At 44.1% G+C, this 22483-nt stretch carries 23 protein-coding genes; 21 read left to right on the top strand and 2 right to left on the bottom strand.

What is annotated here, in order from left to right:
- Nucleotides 1–5: 5 nt before the first annotated feature.
- The 9 genes from ACTO17_RS13620 (at nucleotide 6) to ACTO17_RS13580 (ending at nucleotide 6857) form a co-directional block, all read left to right on the top strand.
- On the top strand, nucleotides 6–884 hold the full coding sequence (locus tag ACTO17_RS13620) for a YicC/YloC family endoribonuclease (RefSeq protein ID WP_482558314.1): 879 nt from the start codon (nucleotides 6–8) through the stop codon (nucleotides 882–884).
- 11 nt (nucleotides 885–895) lie between these two features.
- Entirely contained in the window at nucleotides 896–1534 is a 639-nt protein-coding gene (gene gmk, locus ACTO17_RS13615; RefSeq protein ID WP_482558313.1) for a guanylate kinase, read from the top strand.
- 7 nt (nucleotides 1535–1541) lie between these two features.
- Nucleotides 1542–1826, top strand: a complete 285-nt coding sequence (gene rpoZ, locus ACTO17_RS13610) for a DNA-directed RNA polymerase subunit omega (protein WP_482558316.1) — start codon at nucleotides 1542–1544, stop codon at nucleotides 1824–1826.
- A gap of 167 nt (nucleotides 1827–1993) precedes the next feature.
- Nucleotides 1994–3319, top strand: a complete 1326-nt coding sequence (gene rimO, locus ACTO17_RS13605) for a 30S ribosomal protein S12 methylthiotransferase RimO (RefSeq protein WP_482558312.1) — start codon at nucleotides 1994–1996, stop codon at nucleotides 3317–3319.
- Complete coding sequence (gene pgsA / locus ACTO17_RS13600) at nucleotides 3316–3858, top strand: CDP-diacylglycerol--glycerol-3-phosphate 3-phosphatidyltransferase (RefSeq protein WP_482558311.1); 543 nt, start codon at nucleotides 3316–3318, stop codon at nucleotides 3856–3858. Before rimO ends, pgsA begins: the two co-directional genes overlap by 4 nt.
- Nucleotides 3859–3890: 32 nt before the next feature.
- Nucleotides 3891–5138, top strand: a complete 1248-nt coding sequence (locus tag ACTO17_RS13595; RefSeq protein WP_482558310.1) for a competence/damage-inducible protein A — start codon at nucleotides 3891–3893, stop codon at nucleotides 5136–5138.
- A gap of 41 nt (nucleotides 5139–5179) precedes the next feature.
- A complete protein-coding gene (gene rsmD / locus ACTO17_RS13590; RefSeq protein WP_172535645.1) occupies nucleotides 5180–5752 on the top strand; it encodes a 16S rRNA (guanine(966)-N(2))-methyltransferase RsmD in 573 nt (190 codons plus the stop codon).
- Nucleotides 5749–6231: a pantetheine-phosphate adenylyltransferase gene (gene coaD / locus ACTO17_RS13585; RefSeq protein WP_172535644.1), complete on the top strand. Its 483-nt coding sequence runs from the start codon at nucleotides 5749–5751 to the stop codon at nucleotides 6229–6231. Before rsmD ends, coaD begins: the two co-directional genes overlap by 4 nt.
- A gap of 14 nt (nucleotides 6232–6245) precedes the next feature.
- On the top strand, nucleotides 6246–6857 hold the full coding sequence (locus ACTO17_RS13580) for an ATPase (protein ID WP_482558309.1): 612 nt from the start codon (nucleotides 6246–6248) through the stop codon (nucleotides 6855–6857).
- A gap of 7 nt (nucleotides 6858–6864) precedes the next feature.
- Here ACTO17_RS13580 and ACTO17_RS13575 read toward each other — a convergent pair whose 3' ends face one another.
- Nucleotides 6865–7797, bottom strand: coding sequence for a hypothetical protein (locus ACTO17_RS13575; protein ID WP_172535642.1), 933 nt, complete (start codon nucleotides 7795–7797; stop codon nucleotides 6865–6867).
- Nucleotides 7798–7902: 105 nt separating this feature from the next.
- Between ACTO17_RS13575 and ACTO17_RS13570 the strand changes: the two genes are divergently transcribed.
- The 8 genes from ACTO17_RS13570 to ACTO17_RS13535 all read left to right on the top strand — a co-directional run bounded on the left by ACTO17_RS13570 (nucleotide 7903) and on the right by ACTO17_RS13535 (nucleotide 16947).
- Nucleotides 7903–9351: an aminoacyl-histidine dipeptidase gene (locus ACTO17_RS13570; protein WP_482558308.1), complete on the top strand. Its 1449-nt coding sequence runs from the start codon at nucleotides 7903–7905 to the stop codon at nucleotides 9349–9351.
- A 138-nt stretch (nucleotides 9352–9489) separates the two neighbouring features.
- Entirely contained in the window at nucleotides 9490–10329 is an 840-nt protein-coding gene (locus tag ACTO17_RS13565) for a M23 family metallopeptidase (protein WP_482558307.1), read from the top strand.
- A 143-nt stretch (nucleotides 10330–10472) separates the two neighbouring features.
- Nucleotides 10473–11771, top strand: a complete 1299-nt coding sequence (locus ACTO17_RS13560) for an RNA-binding domain-containing protein (protein WP_482558306.1) — start codon at nucleotides 10473–10475, stop codon at nucleotides 11769–11771.
- Nucleotides 11772–11950: 179 nt separating this feature from the next.
- On the top strand, nucleotides 11951–12673 hold the full coding sequence (locus ACTO17_RS13555) for a pseudouridine synthase (RefSeq protein ID WP_482558305.1): 723 nt from the start codon (nucleotides 11951–11953) through the stop codon (nucleotides 12671–12673).
- 32 nt (nucleotides 12674–12705) lie between these two features.
- Nucleotides 12706–13434, top strand: a complete 729-nt coding sequence (locus ACTO17_RS13550) for a hypothetical protein (protein WP_482558304.1) — start codon at nucleotides 12706–12708, stop codon at nucleotides 13432–13434.
- Nucleotides 13403–14059, top strand: a complete 657-nt coding sequence (locus ACTO17_RS13545) for an HAD family hydrolase (RefSeq protein WP_172539296.1) — start codon at nucleotides 13403–13405, stop codon at nucleotides 14057–14059. Before ACTO17_RS13550 ends, ACTO17_RS13545 begins: the two co-directional genes overlap by 32 nt.
- A gap of 9 nt (nucleotides 14060–14068) precedes the next feature.
- Nucleotides 14069–15949, top strand: a complete 1881-nt coding sequence (locus tag ACTO17_RS13540; RefSeq protein WP_482558303.1) for a YgiQ family radical SAM protein — start codon at nucleotides 14069–14071, stop codon at nucleotides 15947–15949.
- A 26-nt stretch (nucleotides 15950–15975) separates the two neighbouring features.
- Nucleotides 15976–16947, top strand: coding sequence for an RluA family pseudouridine synthase (locus tag ACTO17_RS13535; protein ID WP_482558302.1), 972 nt, complete (start codon nucleotides 15976–15978; stop codon nucleotides 16945–16947).
- 98 nt (nucleotides 16948–17045) lie between these two features.
- Here the strand turns inward: ACTO17_RS13535 and ACTO17_RS13530 are convergent, their stop codons facing one another.
- On the bottom strand, nucleotides 17046–17429 hold the full coding sequence (locus tag ACTO17_RS13530) for a GntR family transcriptional regulator (protein WP_482558301.1): 384 nt from the start codon (nucleotides 17427–17429) through the stop codon (nucleotides 17046–17048).
- 402 nt (nucleotides 17430–17831) lie between these two features.
- On the opposite strand from ACTO17_RS13530, the gene rhuM reads away from it, so the two are divergent.
- The 4 genes from rhuM to ACTO17_RS13510 all read left to right on the top strand — a co-directional run bounded on the left by rhuM (nucleotide 17832) and on the right by ACTO17_RS13510 (nucleotide 21737).
- The gene (gene rhuM, locus ACTO17_RS13525) at nucleotides 17832–18614 is read left to right on the top strand and encodes a RhuM family protein (RefSeq protein ID WP_482558300.1); all 783 of its coding nucleotides are present in this window, start codon (nucleotides 17832–17834) and stop codon (nucleotides 18612–18614) included.
- A gap of 376 nt (nucleotides 18615–18990) precedes the next feature.
- Nucleotides 18991–19695, top strand: a complete 705-nt coding sequence (locus tag ACTO17_RS13520) for a DUF4367 domain-containing protein (RefSeq protein ID WP_482558299.1) — start codon at nucleotides 18991–18993, stop codon at nucleotides 19693–19695.
- Nucleotides 19696–20167: 472 nt separating this feature from the next.
- Nucleotides 20168–20602 carry a hypothetical protein gene (locus tag ACTO17_RS13515; protein ID WP_172539303.1) on the top strand — a complete coding sequence of 145 codons (435 nt, stop codon included), beginning with the start codon at nucleotides 20168–20170 and terminating at the stop codon, nucleotides 20600–20602.
- A 406-nt stretch (nucleotides 20603–21008) separates the two neighbouring features.
- A complete protein-coding gene (locus ACTO17_RS13510; protein WP_482558298.1) occupies nucleotides 21009–21737 on the top strand; it encodes a DUF4367 domain-containing protein in 729 nt (242 codons plus the stop codon).
- Nucleotides 21738–22483 lie beyond the last annotated feature (746 nt).

Genomic DNA, 22483 nt, shown 5'->3' with positions numbered 1-22483 from the left:
TTCTTATGATAAAAAGTATGACCGGCTTTGGATGCTGCGAGATTGCAGACGGAGCATACCGGGTTACCGTGGAGATGAAATCGGTCAACCACCGGTATCTGGATATTGCGGTGAAGATGCCAAGAAAGCTGAATTCTTTTGAACATGCCGTCCGTAATCTCCTGAAAACATACATCCAACGCGGAAAAGTAGATGTTTACATTAATTTTGAAGATTGTACGGAGAATCAAATCGATTTAAAATATAACGAAGCTCTGGCAGCAGAATATGTAAGATATATCCGGCAGATGGCAGAGACGTTTTCTCTGCCCTGTGAGCTGGATGCTGCGGAGCTTTCCAGATATCCGGAGATTCTGACCATGGAGGCCAGGGCCGTAGATGAAGAGGAGCTTTGGAACATTTTAGAGCAGGCAGTTTCCGGGGCTGCAGAGAAGTTTGTCAATGCCCGTATACAGGAAGGAGAACTGTTAAGGGAAGATTTGATGCGCAAGCTTACGGAGATGTCTGGGTATGTGGAACAGATCGAGGCGCGTTCACCGGAGATTATAGAAGAATACCGCCGGAAGCTGACAGACAAAGTGAATGAGCTTTTAGCGGACGCCAAGGCAGATGAGAACAGAATTATGATGGAAGCCGCAGTGTTTGCAGACAGAATCTGCACAGACGAAGAAACGGTGCGGTTGAAAAGCCATATCGCCAACACAAAAGATACGCTGACAGAAGGCGGAAGCGTAGGAAGGAAATTGGATTTTCTGGCGCAGGAGATGAACCGGGAGGCCAATACAATTCTTTCCAAAGCAAATGATCTTACCGTTTCCGATATTGCCATCAATTTGAAAACAGACATTGAGAAAGTGCGGGAGCAGATTCAGAATATTGAATAGGGGAAACACAGATGAATAAGAGAAAAGGTATCTTAAGCGTGGTTTCCGGATTCTCCGGTTCCGGCAAAGGGACCATTATGAAACAGCTTTTGAAGCAGTATCCGGATACGTATGCCCTCAGCATTTCAGCCACCACCAGATCTCCCAGATCAGGAGAAGTGCACGGAAGAGAATATTTTTTTGTGTCTCAGGAAGAATTTGAGGCAATGATAGAAAACAGCGCGCTGCTGGAATATGCCCAGTACGTCAATCATTATTATGGAACCCCCAGGGATTATGTGTTTCAGCAGTTAGAGGCGGGGAAAGACGTGATTCTGGAAATTGAGATCCAGGGAGCCCTGAAGGTGAAAGAGGCATATCCGGACACACTGCTGCTTTTTGTGACGCCGCCGGACGCGAAAGAACTGAAGAAACGCCTGACAGGGCGGGGGACAGAAGATGAGGCCACAATAGCTTCGCGGTTAAGCCGCGCCTGGCAGGAAGCCCAGGGCGTGGAACAGTACGATTATCTGGTTGTGAATGACAATCTGGAGGAATGCGTACAGGAAGTGCATGGGATTATCCAGAGCCGGCATGCCCGGATTGAAGAGAATTTCCCGCTGATTGAGACAATAAGGGCAGAGTTAAAGGACTTTGCGAAAGGAGAATGATATTATGATGCTTCATCCGTCTTATACAGATTTAATGAAAGTAGTAAACAGCGATGTTGAAATTGGAGAGGAGCCGGTGGTAAACAGCCGTTACTCCATCGTTCTTGCAACGGCCAAAAGAGCCAGGCAGATCATTGGAGGAGAAGAACCTCTGATTGACAACATTTCCAATAAAAAACCTTTTTCCATTGCAGTGGAGGAGCTGTACAGCAGCAAAGTGAAAATTGTCGGGGAAGAAGAAGTCCCGGAAGAGGAATTGGAAGAAGATTCAGAAGAGGATATGGAAATCTGAAAATAATAGTTTCAGGAAATAATTTACCACATTGTCTGCAGGGTGCAAACGGTGTGGTAATCTTTGGTTATACTAAAAGAGCAGCCTGATTTGCCGGAGGATTCCCGGGGCATGGGACTCTGCCGGCAGAATATCCGGCTTGCAGGCATTAATGGAATGGAGAGAATATGAAGATTTTATTTGTTTCACTGGGATGTGACAAGAACCTGGTGGATACGGAATTTATGATTGGGGCTTTGCGGGAACAGGGGCATACCTTTACCAATGAGGAAGCAGAGGCAGAGGCCATCATCATCAACAGCTGTTGTTTTATTAACGACGCCAAGGAAGAAAGCGTAAATACGATTCTGGAAATGGCGGAATACAAAGATGCCGGAAGCTGTAAGGCGCTGATTGTGGCCGGATGCCTGGCGGAGCGTTACCGGGAGGAAATCTGCAAAGAGATTCCCCAGGTGGATGCTGTAATCGGAACGAATTCCTTCAGTGAGATTGCAGCGGCGCTTGCGGAAGTAAGCCAGGGCAGGGATTACAGGCTCTTTCGGCCCTTAGAGGGGCTTCCGGAATTGAAATCCGGACGTTCTCTCACCACAGGCGGCCATTATGCCCATTTGAAAATAGCAGAAGGATGCAATAAGAACTGCCAGTACTGCATCATTCCGAAGATTCGGGGCAGATACCGGAGCGTGCCCATGGAGGAGCTTTTAGCGCAGGCGAAGGAGCTGGCAGCGCAGGGCGTCAGGGAACTGATCCTGGTGGCCCAGGAAACCACCCTATACGGCGTCGATCTGTACGGGGAGAAATCCCTGCACAAGCTGCTGGATGAGCTGAACCAAATTTCAGGCATCCGCTGGATACGCCTGATGTACTGTTATCCGGAAGAAATTTACGAAGAACTGATTCAGTCCATAAAGAGAAATCACAAGGTCTGCCATTATCTGGATATGCCCATTCAGCATATCAATAACGATATTTTAAAACGGATGGGGCGGCGCGCCACGAAAGAAGAATTGACGGAGCGCATCCGGCATCTGCGGGAGGAAATCCCGGATATTACCCTGCGTACTACATTAATCAGCGGTTTTCCGGGGGAAACCCAGGAAATGCATGAAGAACTGATGTATTTTCTCAATGAGACGGAGTTTGACCGTCTGGGGGCGTTTACCTATTCCCCGGAAGAAGGCACGCCGGCGGCAGAATTTCCGGATCAGATAGACGAATACCAGAAATCAGTCTGGCAGGAAGAAATCATGGAGCTGCAGCAGGAAATCATTTTCGATAAAAACGAAGAAATGAAAGGCCGCTGCCTGTGGGTGATGATTGAGGGAAAAGTCGACGGGGAACAGGCTTATGTGGGCAGAACAAGCCGGGACGCGCCGGATATTGACGGTTATATCTTTGTGAATACGGAGGAGACACTGATGACCGGCGATTTCGTGAAAGTAAAAGTAACCGGAGCATATGAATATGATTTGATTGGAGAGGTGATTGTATGAATTTACCAAATAAACTGACGATTCTCAGAATGATTTTAATTGTGCCTTTTGTGGCGTGCATGCTGATTCCGGGCCTTGGAGATACGGGAATGTATGCGTCCGTGGTTATTTTTATTATCGCAAGCCTTACGGATCTTCTGGACGGAAAAATTGCAAGAAAGTACAATCTGGTGACAAATTTCGGGAAATTTATGGACCCTCTGGCTGATAAACTTCTGGTAGCGGCTGCATTGATCTGTCTGACTGCCCAGGGAAGCCTGGCAGCCTGGATTTCCATCATTATTATCAGCAGGGAGTTTATTATCAGCGGATTCCGTCTGGTAGCTTCAGACAACGGGATCGTAATTGCTGCAAGTTACTGGGGGAAATTTAAGACCACCTTCCAGATGATTATGATTGTAATGCTGATTTTGAATTTCGACAATCAGGCGTACCAGATTTGTGCAGTGGTTATTACCTATGTTGCGTTGATTCTGACCCTTGTGTCCCTGATTGATTACATTATTAAGAATAAAGATGTGCTGAAAGAGCAAAAATAATATACTGTAAATCAGAGAAAAGGACGATAAAGATGACAGTAGAATTAATTTGTGTGGGAACAGAACTGCTGCTGGGGAATATTGTGAACACCAATGCGGCATTCATTTCAGAAAAATGCGCCATGCTTGGATTATCCATGTATTATCAGAGCGTGGTGGGGGATAATCCGGGACGTTTGGAGCATCTGCTGCGGACGGCAAAGGAGCGCTCCGATGTAATTATATTGTCCGGCGGCCTTGGCCCCACCCAGGATGATCTGACCAAGGAGACAGCCGCGGAAGTGATGGGCAAAAAACTGGTGGAGGACGCCAGGGCAAGAAATGAGATTCAGGAATTTATGGCGAAACGGGGACGGGGGATCACAGAAAATAACTGGAAGCAGGCGCTGGTGCCGGAAGGCTGCAGAGTACTGTACAATTCCAACGGCACCGCTCCCGGGATTATTATGGAGGATAAAGACAGCCGGATCATTCTTCTGCCGGGGCCTCCCAACGAACTGGTTCCCATGTTTGAGGAGCAGGTGTATCCTTATCTGCGCGGACTGCAGCCGGAAATTATCTGCTCTAAAATGGTAAAGCTCTGCGGAATCGGTGAAAGCTCGGCAGAGACGAAAATACTGGATTTAATCAGTGAGCAGAAAAATCCCACAGTGGCTCCTTATGCCAAGACAGGGGAGGTTCATCTGCGCATTACGGCAAAGGCGGAAGATGAGAAAACAGCGTTTGCCATGATTGAGCCTGTGGAGGAGATTTTAAAACAGCGGTTCGGGGACTGCGTTTACACGGATGATCCCCAGGTGACCCTGGAACTGGCAGTGGCAGAGCTTCTGAAAAAACATTGCCTTACTGTGACCACGGCGGAGTCCTGCACCGGCGGGCTTCTGGCCGGCAGACTGATTAATGCGCCCGGTATTTCCGGACAGTTTCGGGAAGGATATATCACCTATTCCAACGAGGCCAAAGAGAAGCTTCTGGGCGTTTCCCATAAAACACTGGAAACCTATGGGGCAGTCAGTCCCCAGACGGCCGCTGAGATGGCAGAAGGCGGGGCCGGGGCTGCCGGAGCTGATGTCTGCATTGCAGTAACCGGAATTGCCGGGCCTGACGGCGGCACAGAGGAAAAACCGGTGGGCCTTGTTTATCTGGGATGCTGCCTGCGGGGGAACGTTTACACAGAGAAAAATCTTTACAGCGGCAGCCGCAGTAAAATCAGGGAATATTCCGTGGCCAGCGCATTGACGTTTTTACGGCGGGTGGTTTTAAACGAACTGGGAGAATAGGAAACGGATTTTTCCGGGATGACTGAAAAAGAGGTAGAGAGATGAGAATTATAGCAGGAAGCGCCAGAAGTCTTCCGCTGAAAACAGTTCCGGGCATGGAGGTAAGGCCTACCACAGACCGGATTAAGGAGACGCTTTTTAACATTTTAAACCCTGAGCTTCCAGGATGCAGATTTCTGGATCTGTTCGCAGGCAGCGGACAGATGGGGTTAGAAGCGGTCAGCAGAGGGGCAGAAGCGGCAGTATTTGTGGAAAACAGCAGGAAAGCGGCGGCCTGCATTGAAGATAATATTAAATTTACGAAGTTTACAGACCGCTGCACACTGCTTGTAAAAGATGCGGTATCAGCCATTCGCTGGATGAACGGAAGAGAAAAATTTGACCTTGTGTTTTTAGATCCTCCTTACGGACAGAAATTGGAAACAGAGGTTTTGTCTGCATTGTCAGAGTCATCTCTTTTAGAAGAGGGGGCCCTGATCATAGCAGAGACAGCATTAGATACAGATCTTTCCCGGGCAGAAGAACTGGGATATCGGATTACAAGAGAAAAAACCTATAAAACCAACAAACATATATTTCTGCGGTTTGAATCAGGTGACGGGGGAAACAGATGAGAAGAGCAATTTATCCGGGCAGTTTTGATCCGGTGACTTTCGGACATATTGATATGATGGAACGTTCTGCGAAGGTTGTGGACGAGCTGGTGGTGGCAGTTTTGATTAATAGTGCAAAAAAGCCATTGTTTTCTGTAAAAGAACGTGTTAGTATGTTAGAAGAGATCGCAGGCCATATTCCAAATATCAGAATTACGTCTTTTCACGGACTATTAATTGACTATGCCAGGGAAGTGGATGCTTCCATTATTATTCGCGGACTTCGGGCGGTAACAGATTTTGAATATGAGCTTCAGATTGCCCAGACAAATCGAATTGTGAACTCAGAGATAGACACGCTTTTTTTAACTACAAGTCTGGAATATGCCTATCTGAGTTCTACAATAGTGAAAGAAGTTGCTTCTTATGGAGGAGATATTTCTCATTTTGTACCGGAGCAGCTCATAGAAAGAATTTATGCAAAATATAGCCGAATATAAGGAGCGTTACATATATGAGTAGCAGAATCGAGCAGATTATTGATGAGATCGAGGACTATATTGAAAGCTGTAAATATCAGCCCCTTTCTAATACAAAAATTGTAGTAAATAAAGATGAGTTGGAGGATTTGCTGTCGGAACTTCGGAGAAAAACACCAGATGAAATCAAGCGTTACCAGAAGATTATCAGCAACAAGGAGGCAATTCTGGCCGACGCCCAGGCCAAAGCGGACGCCATTATTGCCCAGGCGGAAGTGCAGACCACAGAGTTAGTCAGCGAGCATCAGATTATGCAGCAGGCGTATGCCCAGGCCAATGAAGTGGTAGTGATTGCCACCAATCAGGCCCAGGAAATTCTGGATAATGCCACCAATGATGCAAATAATATCCGTATGGGAGCCATTCAGTATACAGACGGCGTGCTGAAAACCTTAGAGGATATTATTGGACATGCCATGGACACCACCAAGGCCAGAACAGAGAATCTGTTAAGCTCCCTGCAGGGCTGCTATGAGCTGGTGAATGCCAACCGGGAGGAATTGTTCCCGGAGGGCCAGGAGCCGGAGGGAGCTTCCCGGGAAGGCGCCCAGGGCAAAGTGCAGGAGCTGCAGGTGACAGAGATTTAGTCCCTTTTCAGCAGACCAGTAACAGCGCCAGTAAGAAGGCAGCGGCTGTCTGGAAAACTTTCATGAAAAAATACGGCGTCATGGAGAAATGGCATTCTTTTACCATGGAGGCTGTCTGGGCGAACCCGGATAGGCCCCCGAAGGCAGTATATGCCATCATCAGCGGATAGGTAATCCGAAAATCCATATTCTGTCCTGCTGTGTAGGAAATCCCGTTGGTGATTTCGGTGAATCCAATCAAAAGGCATTTGAGAATTGGGTGCGGCAGAAAAAGCAGAGCCGTCATCTGAGCCAGAATCGCAAAGAGGATAATGTAACCGCCCAGTTTTGCCAATGTTTCAAATCCGTTCATAATACCGGCATCTATGATTTGAAAGCTCATGGATGTCGTTTTTTTTAGAGATTTTCCTGACAAAGCAGGAGTTTCCAAAGGCGTTGTAAATTTTCGCCGGCCATTTTGCAGCATGTAGAGAATCAGCGGCGGCATATAGAGAATCAGGCAGCTTTTCACCTGCAGATCCGGCCGGTTCAGGCAGTCGCTCAGAATATAGCTGCTGATAAACACAGGGCTGATATTATTGCAGATACAGAAAAGCCGCTGTCCCTCTTCACGGGTCATTTTTCCCGCCGTAACCAGATCGGCGGTAATCTTGCTGCCCATGGGAAACCCGAACAGCAGACCGGCAGTCAGCGGGTAAATGCCGACGCTGCTGACAGGAAAAACATGCTTCAGCAGGCGGTGAACGGCCCTGGCAAATCCATCCAGAATGCCGGAATGGATTAATATGTAAGAGAGAATGGAAAAGGGCAGCAGCGTTGGCAGCATTTTTTCATACCACAGATTCAGGCCCAGGGTAGCTGCGCTTACCGCTTCTTCTGGCATTATTAAAATATAAAGGAGAAATCCAACTAAAATAATGGGGTAAATGATCTTTTTCATAGTTCATTTTATGAAGAGGAGGAAAAAATATGCCAGAAGGAAGGCCGTTCCGGCTTCCCTGGACGAGGTATACTGAGATAAAATAGAAAGGAACAGGTGATTTGAATGGGAGTTTGTGAAAATTTAGAGCCAAAGAGAGTATTTGCGTATTTTGAGGAAATCTGCGGGATACCCCACGGTTCCGGAAATACGAAGGCAATCAGCGATTATTGCGTATCTTTTGCAGAGAAACACAATTTGAAATGGATTCAGGATGAAAGCAATAACGTAATTATTTTTAAAGATGGCTCCAAAGGATATGAAACAGCGGAGCCGGTAATTATCCAGGGCCATATGGACATGGTATGCGAAAAAGAAAACCATGTGGAGATTGATTTTGAAACAGACGGGCTGAAGCTTTTGGTGGACGGTGATTTCCTGAAGGCAGAGGGAACCACTCTGGGCGGAGACGATGGAATTGCCGTTGCCTATGCGCTGGCAATCCTGGAAGACGACACGCTGCCCCATCCTCCGCTTGAGGTAGTGATAACCGTGGATGAGGAAGTCGGTCTGTTAGGAGCGGAATCCATCGATCTTTCCATGCTGAAAGGCAAAAAACTTCTGAATATTGATTCAGATGAAGAGGGGATTTTCCTGACAAGCTGCGCCGGAGGGCTGCGGGCAGACTGCAGGATGCCTGTGACCCGCACAGAGGCAGAAGGCATTGGATATGAGATTCAGGTGAAGGGGCTGAAAGGCGGGCATTCCGGCAGTGAAATCAACAAGGAACGGGGAAATGCCGTGATGATTCTGGGCAGAGCGCTGTATGAACTGAGACAGTCATGCCCTGTATCTGTGGAAACCCTTTGCGGCGGTTTAAAAGATAACGCGATTCCAAGGGAGGCCGGGGCTTTGGTTCTGGTGTCTGAGGAGGATGGCCAGGAACTGGCTTCTGTCATTGACAGGCTCAATGACACGCTGAAACAGGAGTACAGAAGTTCAGACCCCGGAGTGTCGGTCTGCTGCCGGAAACTGGATTCCAAAAAGACGCAGGTCTTGACGGACGCTTCTTTTGTCAGAATCCTGTTTATGCTGCGCACCATGCCCTGGGGCGTGCAGAATATGAGCACGGAAATAGAAGGACTGGTGGAAACGTCCTTGAATCCTGGCATCATGAATCTGACAATGGAAGAATTCTGTCTGTGCTTTGCGGTGAGAAGCAGCGTCACAAGCAGAAAATATGAATTGACGGAGCGGTTGGCGTTTATCACAGAATTTTTAGGCGGGGAACTGGAAATGCATGGAGATTATCCCGCCTGGGAATACAAACCGGAATCTTCAGTACGGGGGCTGATGACGGAGGTCTACCGGGATTTATTTCAGGAGGAGCCAAAACTGCAGGCCATTCATGCGGGCCTGGAGTGCGGGCTTCTGTCCGGTAAAATAGCAGATTTGGATGCAATTTCCTTTGGCCCCAACAACTATGACATTCATACGCCAAAGGAGCGGTTAAGTATTTCTTCCACGGAAAAAGTCTGGAAGCTGATTCTGGAATTTTTGAAACGCTGCAAATAGCAGGATGGATTTAAAGGGGTTTCGGGCCCAAGAACCGGCAGAACCTCAAAGCCCGGTTGAATGTCAGAAAGTAATTCTGGAATTTTTAAAACACTCCCGGGAATATATTGGAGTGATAATAAAAAGTAAAAGGATACTATGAAAAAACAGGTATGGATATGGCTGATGATTCTGGCGGCAATGGTCTGTTTTCTCACCGTCCTGACCAGTCAGATACAGCAGTTTGCCAGGATTACCCATCTGCTGACAGGACAAAATACCAAAGAACTCCTGCGGCAGCAGGAAGTTCCTGCAGAATTGTATGACATGTTTTGCAGTTACGAAAAAGATTCCGAATATTCCAGATACGATTACCTGTTGGGATATCTGTTTACAGAGCAGCAAAAACAGCAGGAACTGGAAACGTATCTGGAACTGCTGTACCAGTATCAGGGCTCGCAGCTTCAGGAATTGTCCCGGATGGAGCAGGCTGTCTGGGCAGATTTGGAATATTTTCCGGTGCCCTTGTCCTGGAAAGACAGTTCACTGGTCACTTCCTTTGAAAATTCCTGGATGTTTGACCGGAGCTTCGGAGGAAACCGGGGGCATGAAGGAACAGATATTATGGCCTCTTTTAAGGAACGGGGGCATTATCCGGTTGTCAGTATTACAGACGGAACCGTGGAAAAAGTGGGATGGCTGAAGCTGGGCGGCTATCGGATTGGCATACGGTCGCCGGGCGGCGGGTATTTCTATTATGCCCATCTCAATGATTACGCCCGTGAATTTCAGGAGGGAGACCAGATTCAGGCAGGAGAGCTTCTTGGGTTTATGGGAGACAGCGGTTACGGGGAAGAAGAGGGCACAGTGGGGAAATTTGCAGTGCATCTTCATCTCGGGATTTATGTGAATGATGAGAACGGATCTGAAATAAGCGTGAACCCTTACTGGGCGCTGAAATGGTTGGAGGAGAAGAGGCTGAAGTATCAGTTTTCTTAAGTAATTTTAACGGATTCAGTGATTCTGGGAATACTAAATTTTAATAATCACTTTATTCATCACTAATGTGATGAATAAAGTGATTGTTGTGTATTGATTAAAATGGTGAAAAATGCTTATTTAAGAAAAGGAGGTGTATCAATATGAATTTTGGAATGGAAACGGAATTGGTTGAATTCAAGAAAACAACAGGTGAATTAAAAGAAGGGATGATATCTCTTGCTTCTATGCTGAACAAAAACGGAAAGGGAGTATTGTATTTTGGGGTAAGGAATGACGGAGAAGTTTTGGGTCAGCAAATTGGAGACCGTACCATGCGCGAAATTTCTCAAGGAATTGCAAATGCAATTAAACCGCAGATTATCCCGACAATTATAATAGAATTGTGTGATGATAAAAATATAATAAAAGTTACGGCCGAAGGTGATGAAAAACCTTATTCAGCATATGGAAAATATTATATGAGATCAGCCGATGAAGACAGAGAAATATCGCCGCAGCAGCTGCGGAATTTAATGCTCAGCGTATCAGACTCCATTGTAAATATTGAAGCTAATAATCAGGAATTAACTTTTGAACAGTTGAAAACATTATATGCCGGAAATAATCTGACACTTCGAGAAAATACGTTTAAACAGAATTTAAATCTTTTAACGCGTAATGGAACTTTTAATTTGATGGCCGGACTTTTGGCAGACGTTAACAGTTATTCTCTTAAGGTGGCAGTATTCCGGGGAACAGATAAAACGGATCTTATCAAGAGAAATGAATATGGCTATAAGTGTATGCTCGTGGCAGTGAAACAGGTATTGGATTATATGGAAGCATTGAATGATACTGCCGTGGACATGGGCGGAAGTCTCAGAAAGGAAAGCAGGATGTTTGATTTTTCATGTTTCAGAGAAGCATGGCTGAACGCATGTCTGCATAATCGCTGGTCAAGACAAACACCGCCTGCAGTCTATATGTTTGATGACCGCATTGAGATTATTTCAGTGGGAGGTTTACCAGATGGGCTTGCATTGGAAGAGTTTTTTGAGGGAAAAAGCAAACCGGTGAATCTAGAACTTCAACAGATTATGGGGCAGTTGGATTATATTGAGCAAACCGGGCATGGAGTTCCTTTAATCGTGTCCAGATATGGAAAAGAAGTGTTTGACATAACGGAAAATTTCATTACTGTAACAATCCCCCTGAATAAAAAAGATTTATATTTAAGAAAGAAGGAAGGCGTAAGGTTGGATGACAGTGATGAAAAAATTCTCATGCTTATGCAGGAGAATTGCGATATTAGAGTGAGCGAAATCAGCAGGCAGATTGGGTTAGGTTTGACTACAATTACAAAACGAATCCATCGGCTGAAAGAGGAAGGGATTCTTGACCGGAAAGGCTCTAAGAAAAAGGGACAGTGGATAGTAAATGACATATGGCAGAAAAAATAAGAAAGGTTAAAAATCGGCTCTGTTTTGTAAGTTTATCAGCTTTTTGTAAATTCAGTTTTTGCATGAGAATCAGGAAAATAAAAACATGATCTTCTCAGTTTTAAAGAATCATGATATACTGAAACCATTCAAAAAGAGACGAATTCCTTGAGAAAGCCGTATTGGGAGGATTTTCAAATATGCAGATCAGATTGGACAAATACCTTGCAGACATGGGAGTCGGAACCCGAAGCCAGGTAAAACAGTATATACGCAAAAAACAGGTGTTGGTAAACGGCAGTATTCCCAAGGGGCCGGAGCAAAAAGTAGAGCGCAGGGATACCGTATCTTTTCTGGGAAAGGTAATTTCCTGGCAGGAGTATGAATATTTCCTGTTTTATAAGCCGGCTGGCTGCGTCAGCGCGGTGCAGGACAATTATCATAGAACCGTGCTGGACTATTTTCCCAAAAACCATAGAAAGGATTTATTTCCGGTGGGAAGACTGGATATTGACACAGAAGGGCTGCTTCTGATTACCAATGACGGAGAGCTGTCCCACCGTCTGCTGTCCCCCAAAAAACATGTGACCAAGACTTATTTTGCCAGAGTTTCCGGCAGAGTTACAGAGGAAGATGTGCAGAAATTTGCCGGGGGCCTGGAAATTGGAGAAAAGAAACCCACCCTTCCGGCCTGCCTTAAGATTTTATCTTTGGAAGCGGAGGCTTCTCTGGTGGAACTGACAATTACAGAAGGCAAATTTCACCAGGTCAAACGGATGTTTGAGGCGGTGGAAAAAAAGGTACTGTATTTGAAGCGGATTGCCATGGGCGAACTGAAACTGGATGAAGCACTGCAGCCCGGCGAATACAGGGAATTAACGGAAGAAGAGCTGATGAGTCTTAGAAAAAGTACGATGCAATGAGAACTTTGGCAGCAAAGAAAGGAGATGAAGCCATGCTGGCAATTTTTGGAAAAGTGCAGAAGGAACTTCATATTTCCGGCCGGAACAGGCAGGACATTCAGCGGGAAGAACGGGAAGAAAAGGCGCAGCAGAAACGTCTGGCCGATATGGACCCTCTGGTGCGTCAGTTAAAGCAATACCGGGAGGATGCAGCGCATATGCGGGAGAACAATCAAATGGCCTCCGTTGACACAAAGCTAAAGTCCGGCGAGGAGCTGACGCCGGAGGAGCAGGAATACTTAAAACAGAACGATCCGGACGCTTATCGGGAATATCAGGAAATCAGACAGGAGCGGGAGGCTTATAAGCGGCAGTTAAAGTCCTGCAGGACAAAAGAAGATGTGGAAAAGCTGAAATTGAATAAAATGGGAAGTTTTATGGCAGAGGCAAAAAAGATTGCAAACAATCCGGTGATTCCCAAGGGTAAGAAAAAAGGACTGATGGAAAAGCTGTTGAAAAAGGCTGTGGGAGTGGAGGAAGAGCACATCGCTTTTGTAAAAACTGCAGAGTATCAGAATCTTTCCACAGAGGAAGAATTGACAGAAAAAGTAAAAGAGAAAACGAAATCCTCCGAAACAGAAGAAGCAGAATTTGAAGATGTAAGCAGGGAAATCAGGAAGTTTCTTATTACAGACAGACCCAGCGGATATGGGTTGGAATATTTCAATATGGATACAGGGAGCAGAAAAAATGTTGGAAAAGATACAGTCGGTGATTTTTGATTTGGACGGAACACTGGTAGATTCCATGTGGCTGTGGCATGATATTGATGTGGAATTTCTGGAGAAACGGGGATTGACTTTGCCGGAAACTTACCAGAGAGAAATTGAAGGGATGAGTTTTACAGAGACGGCAGTCTATACCAAAGATCTATTTCATCTTTCGGAAAGCGTAGAAGAGCTGAAAGAAATATGGAACCGGATGGCAATTGAAAAATATACATACGAAGTGCCCTTTAAGCCAGGCGCAGAAGAATTTTTAAAGTATTGCAGAGAACATAAGATTTCCGTGGGCATTGCCACCAGCAATTCCAGAGAATTAGTGGACGCTGTGGCGCTTTCCCTTCATTTTGAAGATTATATTCAGGAAATTGTGACCGCATGTGAGGTAAAACAGGGAAAACCTGCGCCGGACGTCTATCTGGAGGCGGCCAGCCGCCTGGGCGTGCAGCCGGAGCAGTGTCTGGTGTTCGAGGATGTTCCCATGGGAATACTGGCCGGAAAACATGCAGGAATGCGGGTCTGCGCAGTGGAGGATGAATTTTCCAAAGAGCAGCGGGAAGAAAAGCAAAAACTGGCGGATTATTATATTACAGACTACCGTCAGGTATTTTTAGAAAGGCAGTGAAACATAATTATGGAAGGAAAATTTCTGCCCGTATGCAGAGAAGAGATGGAAGAGCGGGGAATTGCAAAATTTGATTTTGTCTATGTGATCGGGGACGCCTATGTGGATCATCCCTCCTTCGGGCATGCCATTATCAGCCGTTTGCTGGAAGCCCATGGCTATACCGTGGGCATTATTTCCCAACCGGACTGGAGGGATAAAAAAAGCATAGAAATTTATGGAGAACCCCGTCTGGCGTTTCTGATAACCGGCGGAAATATGGATTCCATGGTGAATCACTACAGCGTTTCCAAGCGTCCCAGGGAAAAAGACGCATTTACCCCCGGCGGAGTGATGGGAAGGCGGCCGGATTATGCCACTGTGGTGTATGGAAACCTGATCCGGCAGTCCTATAAGAAAACGCCCATTTTAATCGGCGGAGTGGAAGCCAGTCTGAGGAGACTGGGGCATTACGATTATTGGAGCAATAAAGTGAAGCGTTCCATTCTGTTAGACAGCGGCGCGGATATTCTGATGTACGGAATGGGAGAACGCAGCATGCTTGCTCTGGCAGAAGCCCTGGACAGCCAAATTGCAGTGGAGGATATTACGTTTGTAGATGGAACGGTCTATAAGACCCGGAAGAAAGAAGATATTTACGACGCTGTGTTTCTGCCGGAGTTTGAAACGATCCGCCAGGAGAAGGAAAGCTATGCCAGAAGCTTTTACATCCAATATTGCAACACCGATCCCTTTTCAGGAAAACGTCTGGTGGAAGAATATCCAAATCAGGTTTATGTGGTGCAGAATCCGCCCTCAAAACCGCTGACCCGGCAGGAACTGGACGATGTGTACCAATTGCCCTATCAGCGGACCTGTCACCCCTCTTATGAAGCGTTGGGCGGGGTGGAAGCCATTTCTGAAGTGAAATTCAGTCTTAGCAGCAACCGGGGATGCTTCGGAGGCTGCAGTTTTTGCGCTTTGACCTTTCATCAGGGACGTATCCTGCAGTCCCGAAGCCAGGAATCCCTGATTCGGGAAGCGGAAATTCTGACAAAAGAAACAGACTTTAAGGGATATATTCATGATGTGGGCGGCCCCACCGCCAATTTCCGGTTTCCGGCCTGCGAAAAGCAGCTGCAAGAGGGAGTCTGCCCCAAAAAGCAGTGTTTATTTCCGGAACCCTGTAAAAATTTAAAGGCCGATCACCGGGATTACCTGTCTCTGCTTCGGAAGCTGCGCAGCCTGCCGGGAGTCAAAAAAGTATTTATCCGTTCCGGTATCCGCTTTGACTATCTTCTGGCAGATTCAGACCGGACGTTTTTAAAGGAATTGTGTGAATATCACGTCAGCGGACAATTAAAGGTGGCGCCGGAGCATATTTCAGATAAAGTGCTGAAGTGTATGGGCAAGCCGAAAGCGGCCGTGTATCACCAGTTTGCCCGGGAATACCGGGCCATGAACCAGAAACTTGGGAAAAAGCAATATCTGGTGCCTTATCTGATGTCCTCCCATCCCGGCTCCACGCTTAAGGAAGCAGTGGAACTGGCGGAATTTCTGCGGGAACTGGGATATATGCCCCAGCAGGTGCAGGATTTTTATCCGACGCCTTCCACAATTTCCACCTGTATGTATTATACAGGGCTGGACCCGCGCACCATGCAGCCGGTGTATGTGGCCCGCAATCCACACGAAAAAGCCATGCAGCGGGCATTGATCCAATACCGTGATCCGAAAAATTATCATCTGGTGAAAGAAGCCCTGCTTAAAACCGGAAGGCAGGACTTGATTGGCTATGATAAGAACTGTCTGATTCGGCCCGGGAACGAAACCGAAATCCCAAGAAGGCAGGAGGCGAAGGGGAAAGGTAAGCGTAGGAAGATTCGGAATGTCCATAAGAAGAAAAATTGAATTTGCATAAGAAGGAGGACTTGATAATGCCTCAAATGTTTAATATCGGAAAAAATGAAAAAGACCAGCGCTTCGATAAGTATTTAAAGAAGCTGTTATCAGACGCCCCAGGCAGTTTTATTTACAAAATGCTTCGGAAGAAAAATATTACGCTGAATGGAAAGAAAGCAGACGGCTCTGAAAAATTGATGCTGGGAGATGAAGTGAAATTATTTCTGTCTGATGAGACTTTTCAGAAATTTTCCGGAAAGGTATCAGAGGTTTCCAGCCAGTACCCGGATAATCCGTTGGATATAATTTATGAAGATGATGATATTCTGGTAATCAATAAGCCCGTGGGAATGCTTTCCCAGAAAGCCGCGGCAGGGGATGTGTCAGCCAATGAATATGTCATCGGCTATTTGCTCCGCCAGAAAAAACTTACAGAAACAGATCTGCGCACCTTCCGGCCCTCTGTCTGCAACCGTCTGGATCGGAACACATCGGGCCTGCTGATTGCGGGAAAGAGCCTGAAAGGTCTGCAGGATATGGCGAAACTGCTCAATGACCGTTCGGTGGAAAAATATTATCAATGTCTGGTAAAGGGGCAGGTGACAGAACCCAGAAGGGCGGAAGGATGGCTGTCGAAAGACCAGGAGAACAACCAGGCAGTTATTTCCGGACGGGAGCTGCCCGGCGCCAAGTATATCAAAACGGAATACACGCCGAAAGCAGTTTTTACCTCTGAACATCAGGCTTATACTTTACTGGAGGTTCATCTGATTACCGGCCGTTCCCACCAGATTCGGGCGCATTTGGCTTCTTTGGGATATCCGGTTGTGGGAGATGGAAAATATGGAGACAGGCAGGTGAACCTGCAGTTTGCGCGGAAACTGAAAGTTCACTTTCAACTGCTTCATGCTTCCAGGATAAGGTTTCCGGACGGAAGGGAACTGAAAGCTCCTTTGAATGGAGAATTTCAGAGGGCAGTGGAGTATCTTTCGAACAGAATGGCATAACTCTTAAGGCTGCGGTCTGAGGACTGCCCCAAATAAAAGTTTGTGTGTTAAAGGGCAGTCCGGTAGTTTGGTCTGTATCCAAATATAAAACGTTCGCTCTAGCAGCCTGGCGGCTGAACAGCTGCTTCAATTAGTTCTGTCAGCAGAGAAAGGGTTTCTTTTTTCTGATATCCAAGTTTCTGCATATCTGCTAAAAATTCCATAATTATTTCTTCTGCAAGTTCTGTTTTGAGCCGCTCAATCATTCCCGTGTCCTCTGTGATAAACCTTCCGCTGGTTCTCTGGGAATAAACCAGTCCAGTGCGTTCCAGTTCAGCAAGGGCTTTCTGCATGGTATTGGGATTGACAGAGGCTTTCTGGGCAAGTTCCCGGACAGACGGCAGTTTATCTCCGGGGGGATACCGTCCGGAGATAATGTCTATTTGAATCTTTTCAATAAGCTGAATAAAAATAGGCCGATCGGAATTTAAATTCCATGGCATGTGATCACTCCCTCTCAATTTCTATGTATCATTGTACTATCTAAGTGATACAATAAATGGTTTGTCAGGAAAAGTCAAGAGTCAGAGAAATTTATTGTCCTATAATTTCTTTGTTCTATTGGCACAATGATTTACTGGTGATATTTAACCGCCGGAGTAATAATGTAGATTTTTCATACATGGATGAAACCAGATAAGGAGAAAATCAAAAGTTTAATGGAAGGAGATAATTTATACATAGGAAAAGAAACAAATGTTTTGGATGTAATAATTGTATTTTCCATATTAGCGATGTATAATTTAATTCAGACAGCTATATAAAAGAAATAGTGAGGCAGAATATACGGCAAAAAACGCATAGGAGAGAAATATTTGCAAATATTGCAGAAAGGAATATTTTAGATGTCCAAAAAGAAAATAAATCAAATAACAATCCGTTCAAGCGCTGCAGAATATCTTACCTATGTTGCTTCGGTGGGTGGAGAAGAAAGCAGCGTAGAAATGCGATATGAAGATGAAAATATCTGGCTGACACAAAAGATGATGGCCGTTTTATATGGTGTATCAGTCTCTGCTATCAATCAACATTTAAAAAGAATTTTTGTTGACGGGGAATTAATAGAAGCGGCAGTTATTAAGAAATACTTAATAACTGCCGCTGATGGGAAAAAATATAAAACAAATCACTACAATCTTCAAGCCATTATTGCTGTTGGATTTAAAGTAAATAATGAGCGTGCAGTGCAGTTCCGAAAATGGGCGGAACTTATTGTAGAGCGTGCTGACGCGCAGAAAGAACATATGGGATTGACTTCGTGGGAAAATGCGCCTGATGGAAAAATTGTAAAAAGTGATGTGTCCATAGCAAAGAACTATCTAACCGAAAAGGAACTGTCTTTTTTGGAAAGGATTGTTTCCTTGTATCTTGATTATGCCGAACTTCAGGCAGAACGCCATATACCGATGAGCATGGAGGATTGGGCAAAACGTCTGGATGGCTTTCTTGAATTTAACGGTACGGAAATACTGACTGGCCCTGGCAAGATAAGCGCAGAACAAGCCAAATTGTATGCTGAAACAGAATATGAAAAATATCGTATTATACAAGATAGGCTTTTCATGTCCGATTATGATAAATTTATGTTAAAACTTGAGGAGCAGACAAAGAGCTTATCGGAAGATTGATGTGGTTAGGTTAAGAGAGAAAACTTGCGATACTGTGTCTACAGAAATAGCGAGCATCAGATTGTGTCAGCCAACAATCCAAATTTCTCCTTATCTGGTTTCATCTATGAGCTACCTCCCAATTTTTTTATCCATATTATACTTGAAAATCAGGAAAAGTCAATAATTTCAGACTTATAAGTAAGAAACTTTAGCAATCCTTTTATATGCTAATACGCTGATTTGATACATCTCTAACATGAATATTATTTTTTGCAGAAAAAGTGTCATGAAAAAGAAAGGGTAATTGTCAATATATAATGGAAATGTCCCAGAGTGAACAATTATTTTGAGGAGGGGAACCATGGATGATATGGACAAGCTGTTAAAGCAGGCATTGGAAGGGATAGTAAAAGAGGATTATGAGAACCGTCCCCAAGATATACCGAAGCACCGGTTTTCTGCAGAATTCCGAAGAAAGATAAAACAGGCAGTCCGGATGATGGAAGCGCCGGGAAAAAATGATGCGGGCCGTTCCGGCAATTCTCTGTTGGAATTATATCACCCGATTCGTTCAAAAAGAAAGTGGGCTGTTCTTGCTTTGCTGATACTGATGTTGATAGGAGGAAGCGCGATTGCGGCGGAACCGATTAGACATTGGCTGAAGGGATTTCGGGTTGAGCAGAATAGTGACCATGTGAGAATACAGAATGGGACGGAGCAGACAAGTGCAGGAGAGAACAGAGGAGAATTCAGGAGGTATCGGTTGGGGGAGGTTCCGGAAGGATTTGTTTTGATATCAGAAAAGTATGATAGGGAGTTTCAAAAGTATTATATTGCTTATGCTAATTCAGAAGAGGTATTGTATTTAAAGCAAATTTGGCAGGAAAATAGTGATCCAGAAAATCTTACTTCTGATGTAGAACCTTTGGAAAATATTATTTTGAATGCTTTTACTGGATATTATGTAGAAGATAATGGTGTAGGTTCCTTAATTATATCTAATGGTGTCTATAAATTGATATTAAGTGGAAGTTTTTCTAAAGAAGAATTAATAGAGTTAGCAGAAAAGTTGGAACTTGTAGATGAACCTGTTCATTAATTTGGAATTATAAAGGGAGATGTTTTAGCAATTATGTATGCAAAGTGTTGTTATTTTTCAAGAAGTGAAGGTATTACAAAACTATACAGTTGATATTTCAATAAAATGATAGGGTAACGGTTTTCAGAAAAGGTGCATTCTTTGAGAATGCACCTTTTTTGAAAGGAAAAATCATTAATTTACTGTTCAAAATTCAAAAGAAGAATCTTCAAACTGTACTGACACGCAGTTTGAGGATTCGTTTCTTTTTCATCATGGAATTTTCATTTCTTTTTGCGTGTTGGCTTTATGGTATATGAAGAAATCTTGTTTCAGTATGTTTGTCAAAAAAATATCTTTTTCTTGCTTCGATGAAATAAAAAAATAAAAAATATTAAAAATGTGTCATATTTTTCCAGTCTCAGTTGTTATTATATTTATGGGTTTTACCCAATATTACTTTTACATAAGAGAAATGGAAGGAGAAAGATTTATGAAGAGAAAAATTTCTATGGTATTGGCAGTAGTGTGTATGGTATTGAGTATGTCAACGGTCAGCAATGCGGCGGCAAATGAGAACACAGCGGCTCATACAAATGCAGCTGGAGGAGTTGGCGGGATACAGCCTTATTATATCAATACATCTACTATTAGTTCAGGGATCAAAATTGAAGGAAATACGGCATACTGTATTGCAGATGTTTCTGCGAAGAAGTTATGTACAATTACCATGGTAATGAGATTACAGAAAAAAGAGGGAAGCTCCTGGAAAACCATAGTTTCCTGGATTAGCACTTCTGAAAATGTAGGCATGAAGGTTATGAGTAAATCACATACTATATCTGCCAGAGGAACTTACCGTACATATGCAGTTTGTACAGTGGGCGGTGAAGAAGTAACTTGTGCAAGTAATTTGGCAACTTATTGAGATTGAGGAGAATGAAAGATTTTTTAAAGGGATGTTTGATTTTATTTATCAGCTTTCTGGGGATTATATTTTTAGATTTTCTTGGAAAGATTTTTTCATAGGAAAAGATATATGATGTTAAAAAGTGGAACATGCAGAACCGAGAGTGAAAACTCTCGGTTTTTATGATGTTTCTTAGATATTAATTTGGAATCAATCTGCTGTAAATTTGCATGGAAATATAGTTGCGGGTGGCGTATTATAGTTGTTATAATAAAAATGGAAACAAAAATTGGGGTATAGTAATCTGGCAAACTGGAATATTTGCAGGTTGTCAGAAGTGAGTTGAAAAATTTGTGCAATAAGTAATACAAAGCAATGTGCAAATTATGCAAAAAAGAGATAATTTTGGGAAAGGGAATAAAAAATGGATGAATTATTGGCATTAGCTTTTGAAGAGACTGCAAAGGACGGATATAACAGTCGTATGAAATCTCTTCCAAGGCACAGGTTTACGTTCAGGTTTTATCGAAACATGTATAAAATTTTCCGGATGCCGGAAATACAGGAAAAGTACAGAAAGAAACGGGCGCAGGGTTCTGTTTTGGAATTATATCGTCCTATTCATTCTAAAAGAAGGTTGGCAGTGATTGTCTTATTGCTTCTGATGATTATAGGAGGTAGTTCTTTTGCATCAGAGCCTTTGATCCGTTGGTTAAATAGTTTTAATATGGAACAAAATGAGGATCATGTTATGTTTCAAAATGATAAAAGTGATATGGGGATAGGTTCCAGAACTGTTTTTAGAAAGTATTGTTTTATTAATATTCCAGAGGGATATACATTTGTGTCAGAAAAGTATGATAAAGAATTTAAAAAATATTATGTAAATTATGCTGATTCAGAGGGAAAAATATTATATTTAAACCAAGTTTGGCAAGAAAATGAAAATCCGCAGAATCTTACTTCTGATGCAGAGATAATAAAAGATATTGAAATAAATGGTTTTACTGGTTATTTCATAGAGGATGATGGAGTAGGCTCTTTGATAATTTCTAACGGAACATACAAATTAGTATTAAGTGGCCCATTTTCCAAGAAAGAACTGATAGAACTGGCAGGCAAATTAGAACTTTCTGATGATCCGATTGAGTGACGAAAGAGGATGATCCAATTTCGAAAGTAAGAAGGATGAAAAAGGTTGGAAATGGGTGAAGCTATGTGAAAAATATTTAATGTCAATGGGAACTGGCAGGCATGCAATTACAGCGAACAATCTATATTTCGATACACAGGAACTGCCGCATTGCCCTTTGACTAAGCAAACGGTGTATGGGCGTATTGTGTGGAGGTGAAATCCACTGCTTACGGAGACTTAGGAAGGAAGGCTTTCCTGACTTCCTTAGCCGACGTTAGCAGTTAGTTCGCCGGAACGCTGCCCGGTTTGTGTGTCAAAGGGCAATTCGGTAGTTCCGTCCGTATCCAAATATAAAAAGTTCGCTTTGGGAAGAATCGTCGTTTTATAAAAAAGAAATGTATCTTACAATTAAGAGTTGCATATGCTATAACGCCATTAGGCAAAAAGTAATGATGCGTCCATTTGGACAAAAGACCGAATCCCTCGTCTGCCATTGCAGCCGGGGGATTCTTCTTTTCTTTTTACAGTAGCAAGCGATAGCGAACAATCTATATTTCGATACACAGGAACTGCCGGATTACCCTTTGACTAAGCAAACGGTGTATGGGCATATTGTGTGGAGGCGAAATCCACTGCTTATGGAGTTTTAGAAGTGACGGCTTTCCGGAACTCCTTAGACGCAGTTAGCTGTTAGTTCGCCGGAACACTTTTGGTGATTTAAAAGTGTTATTTTCTAAAATGGCAGATGTGCTAAAAAAGCTGTT

The organism is Petralouisia sp. (assembly GCF_056822245.1).
Note: the sequence above shows the minus strand (reverse complement) of the source record. Positions and strands in the feature narration are given on the sequence as shown.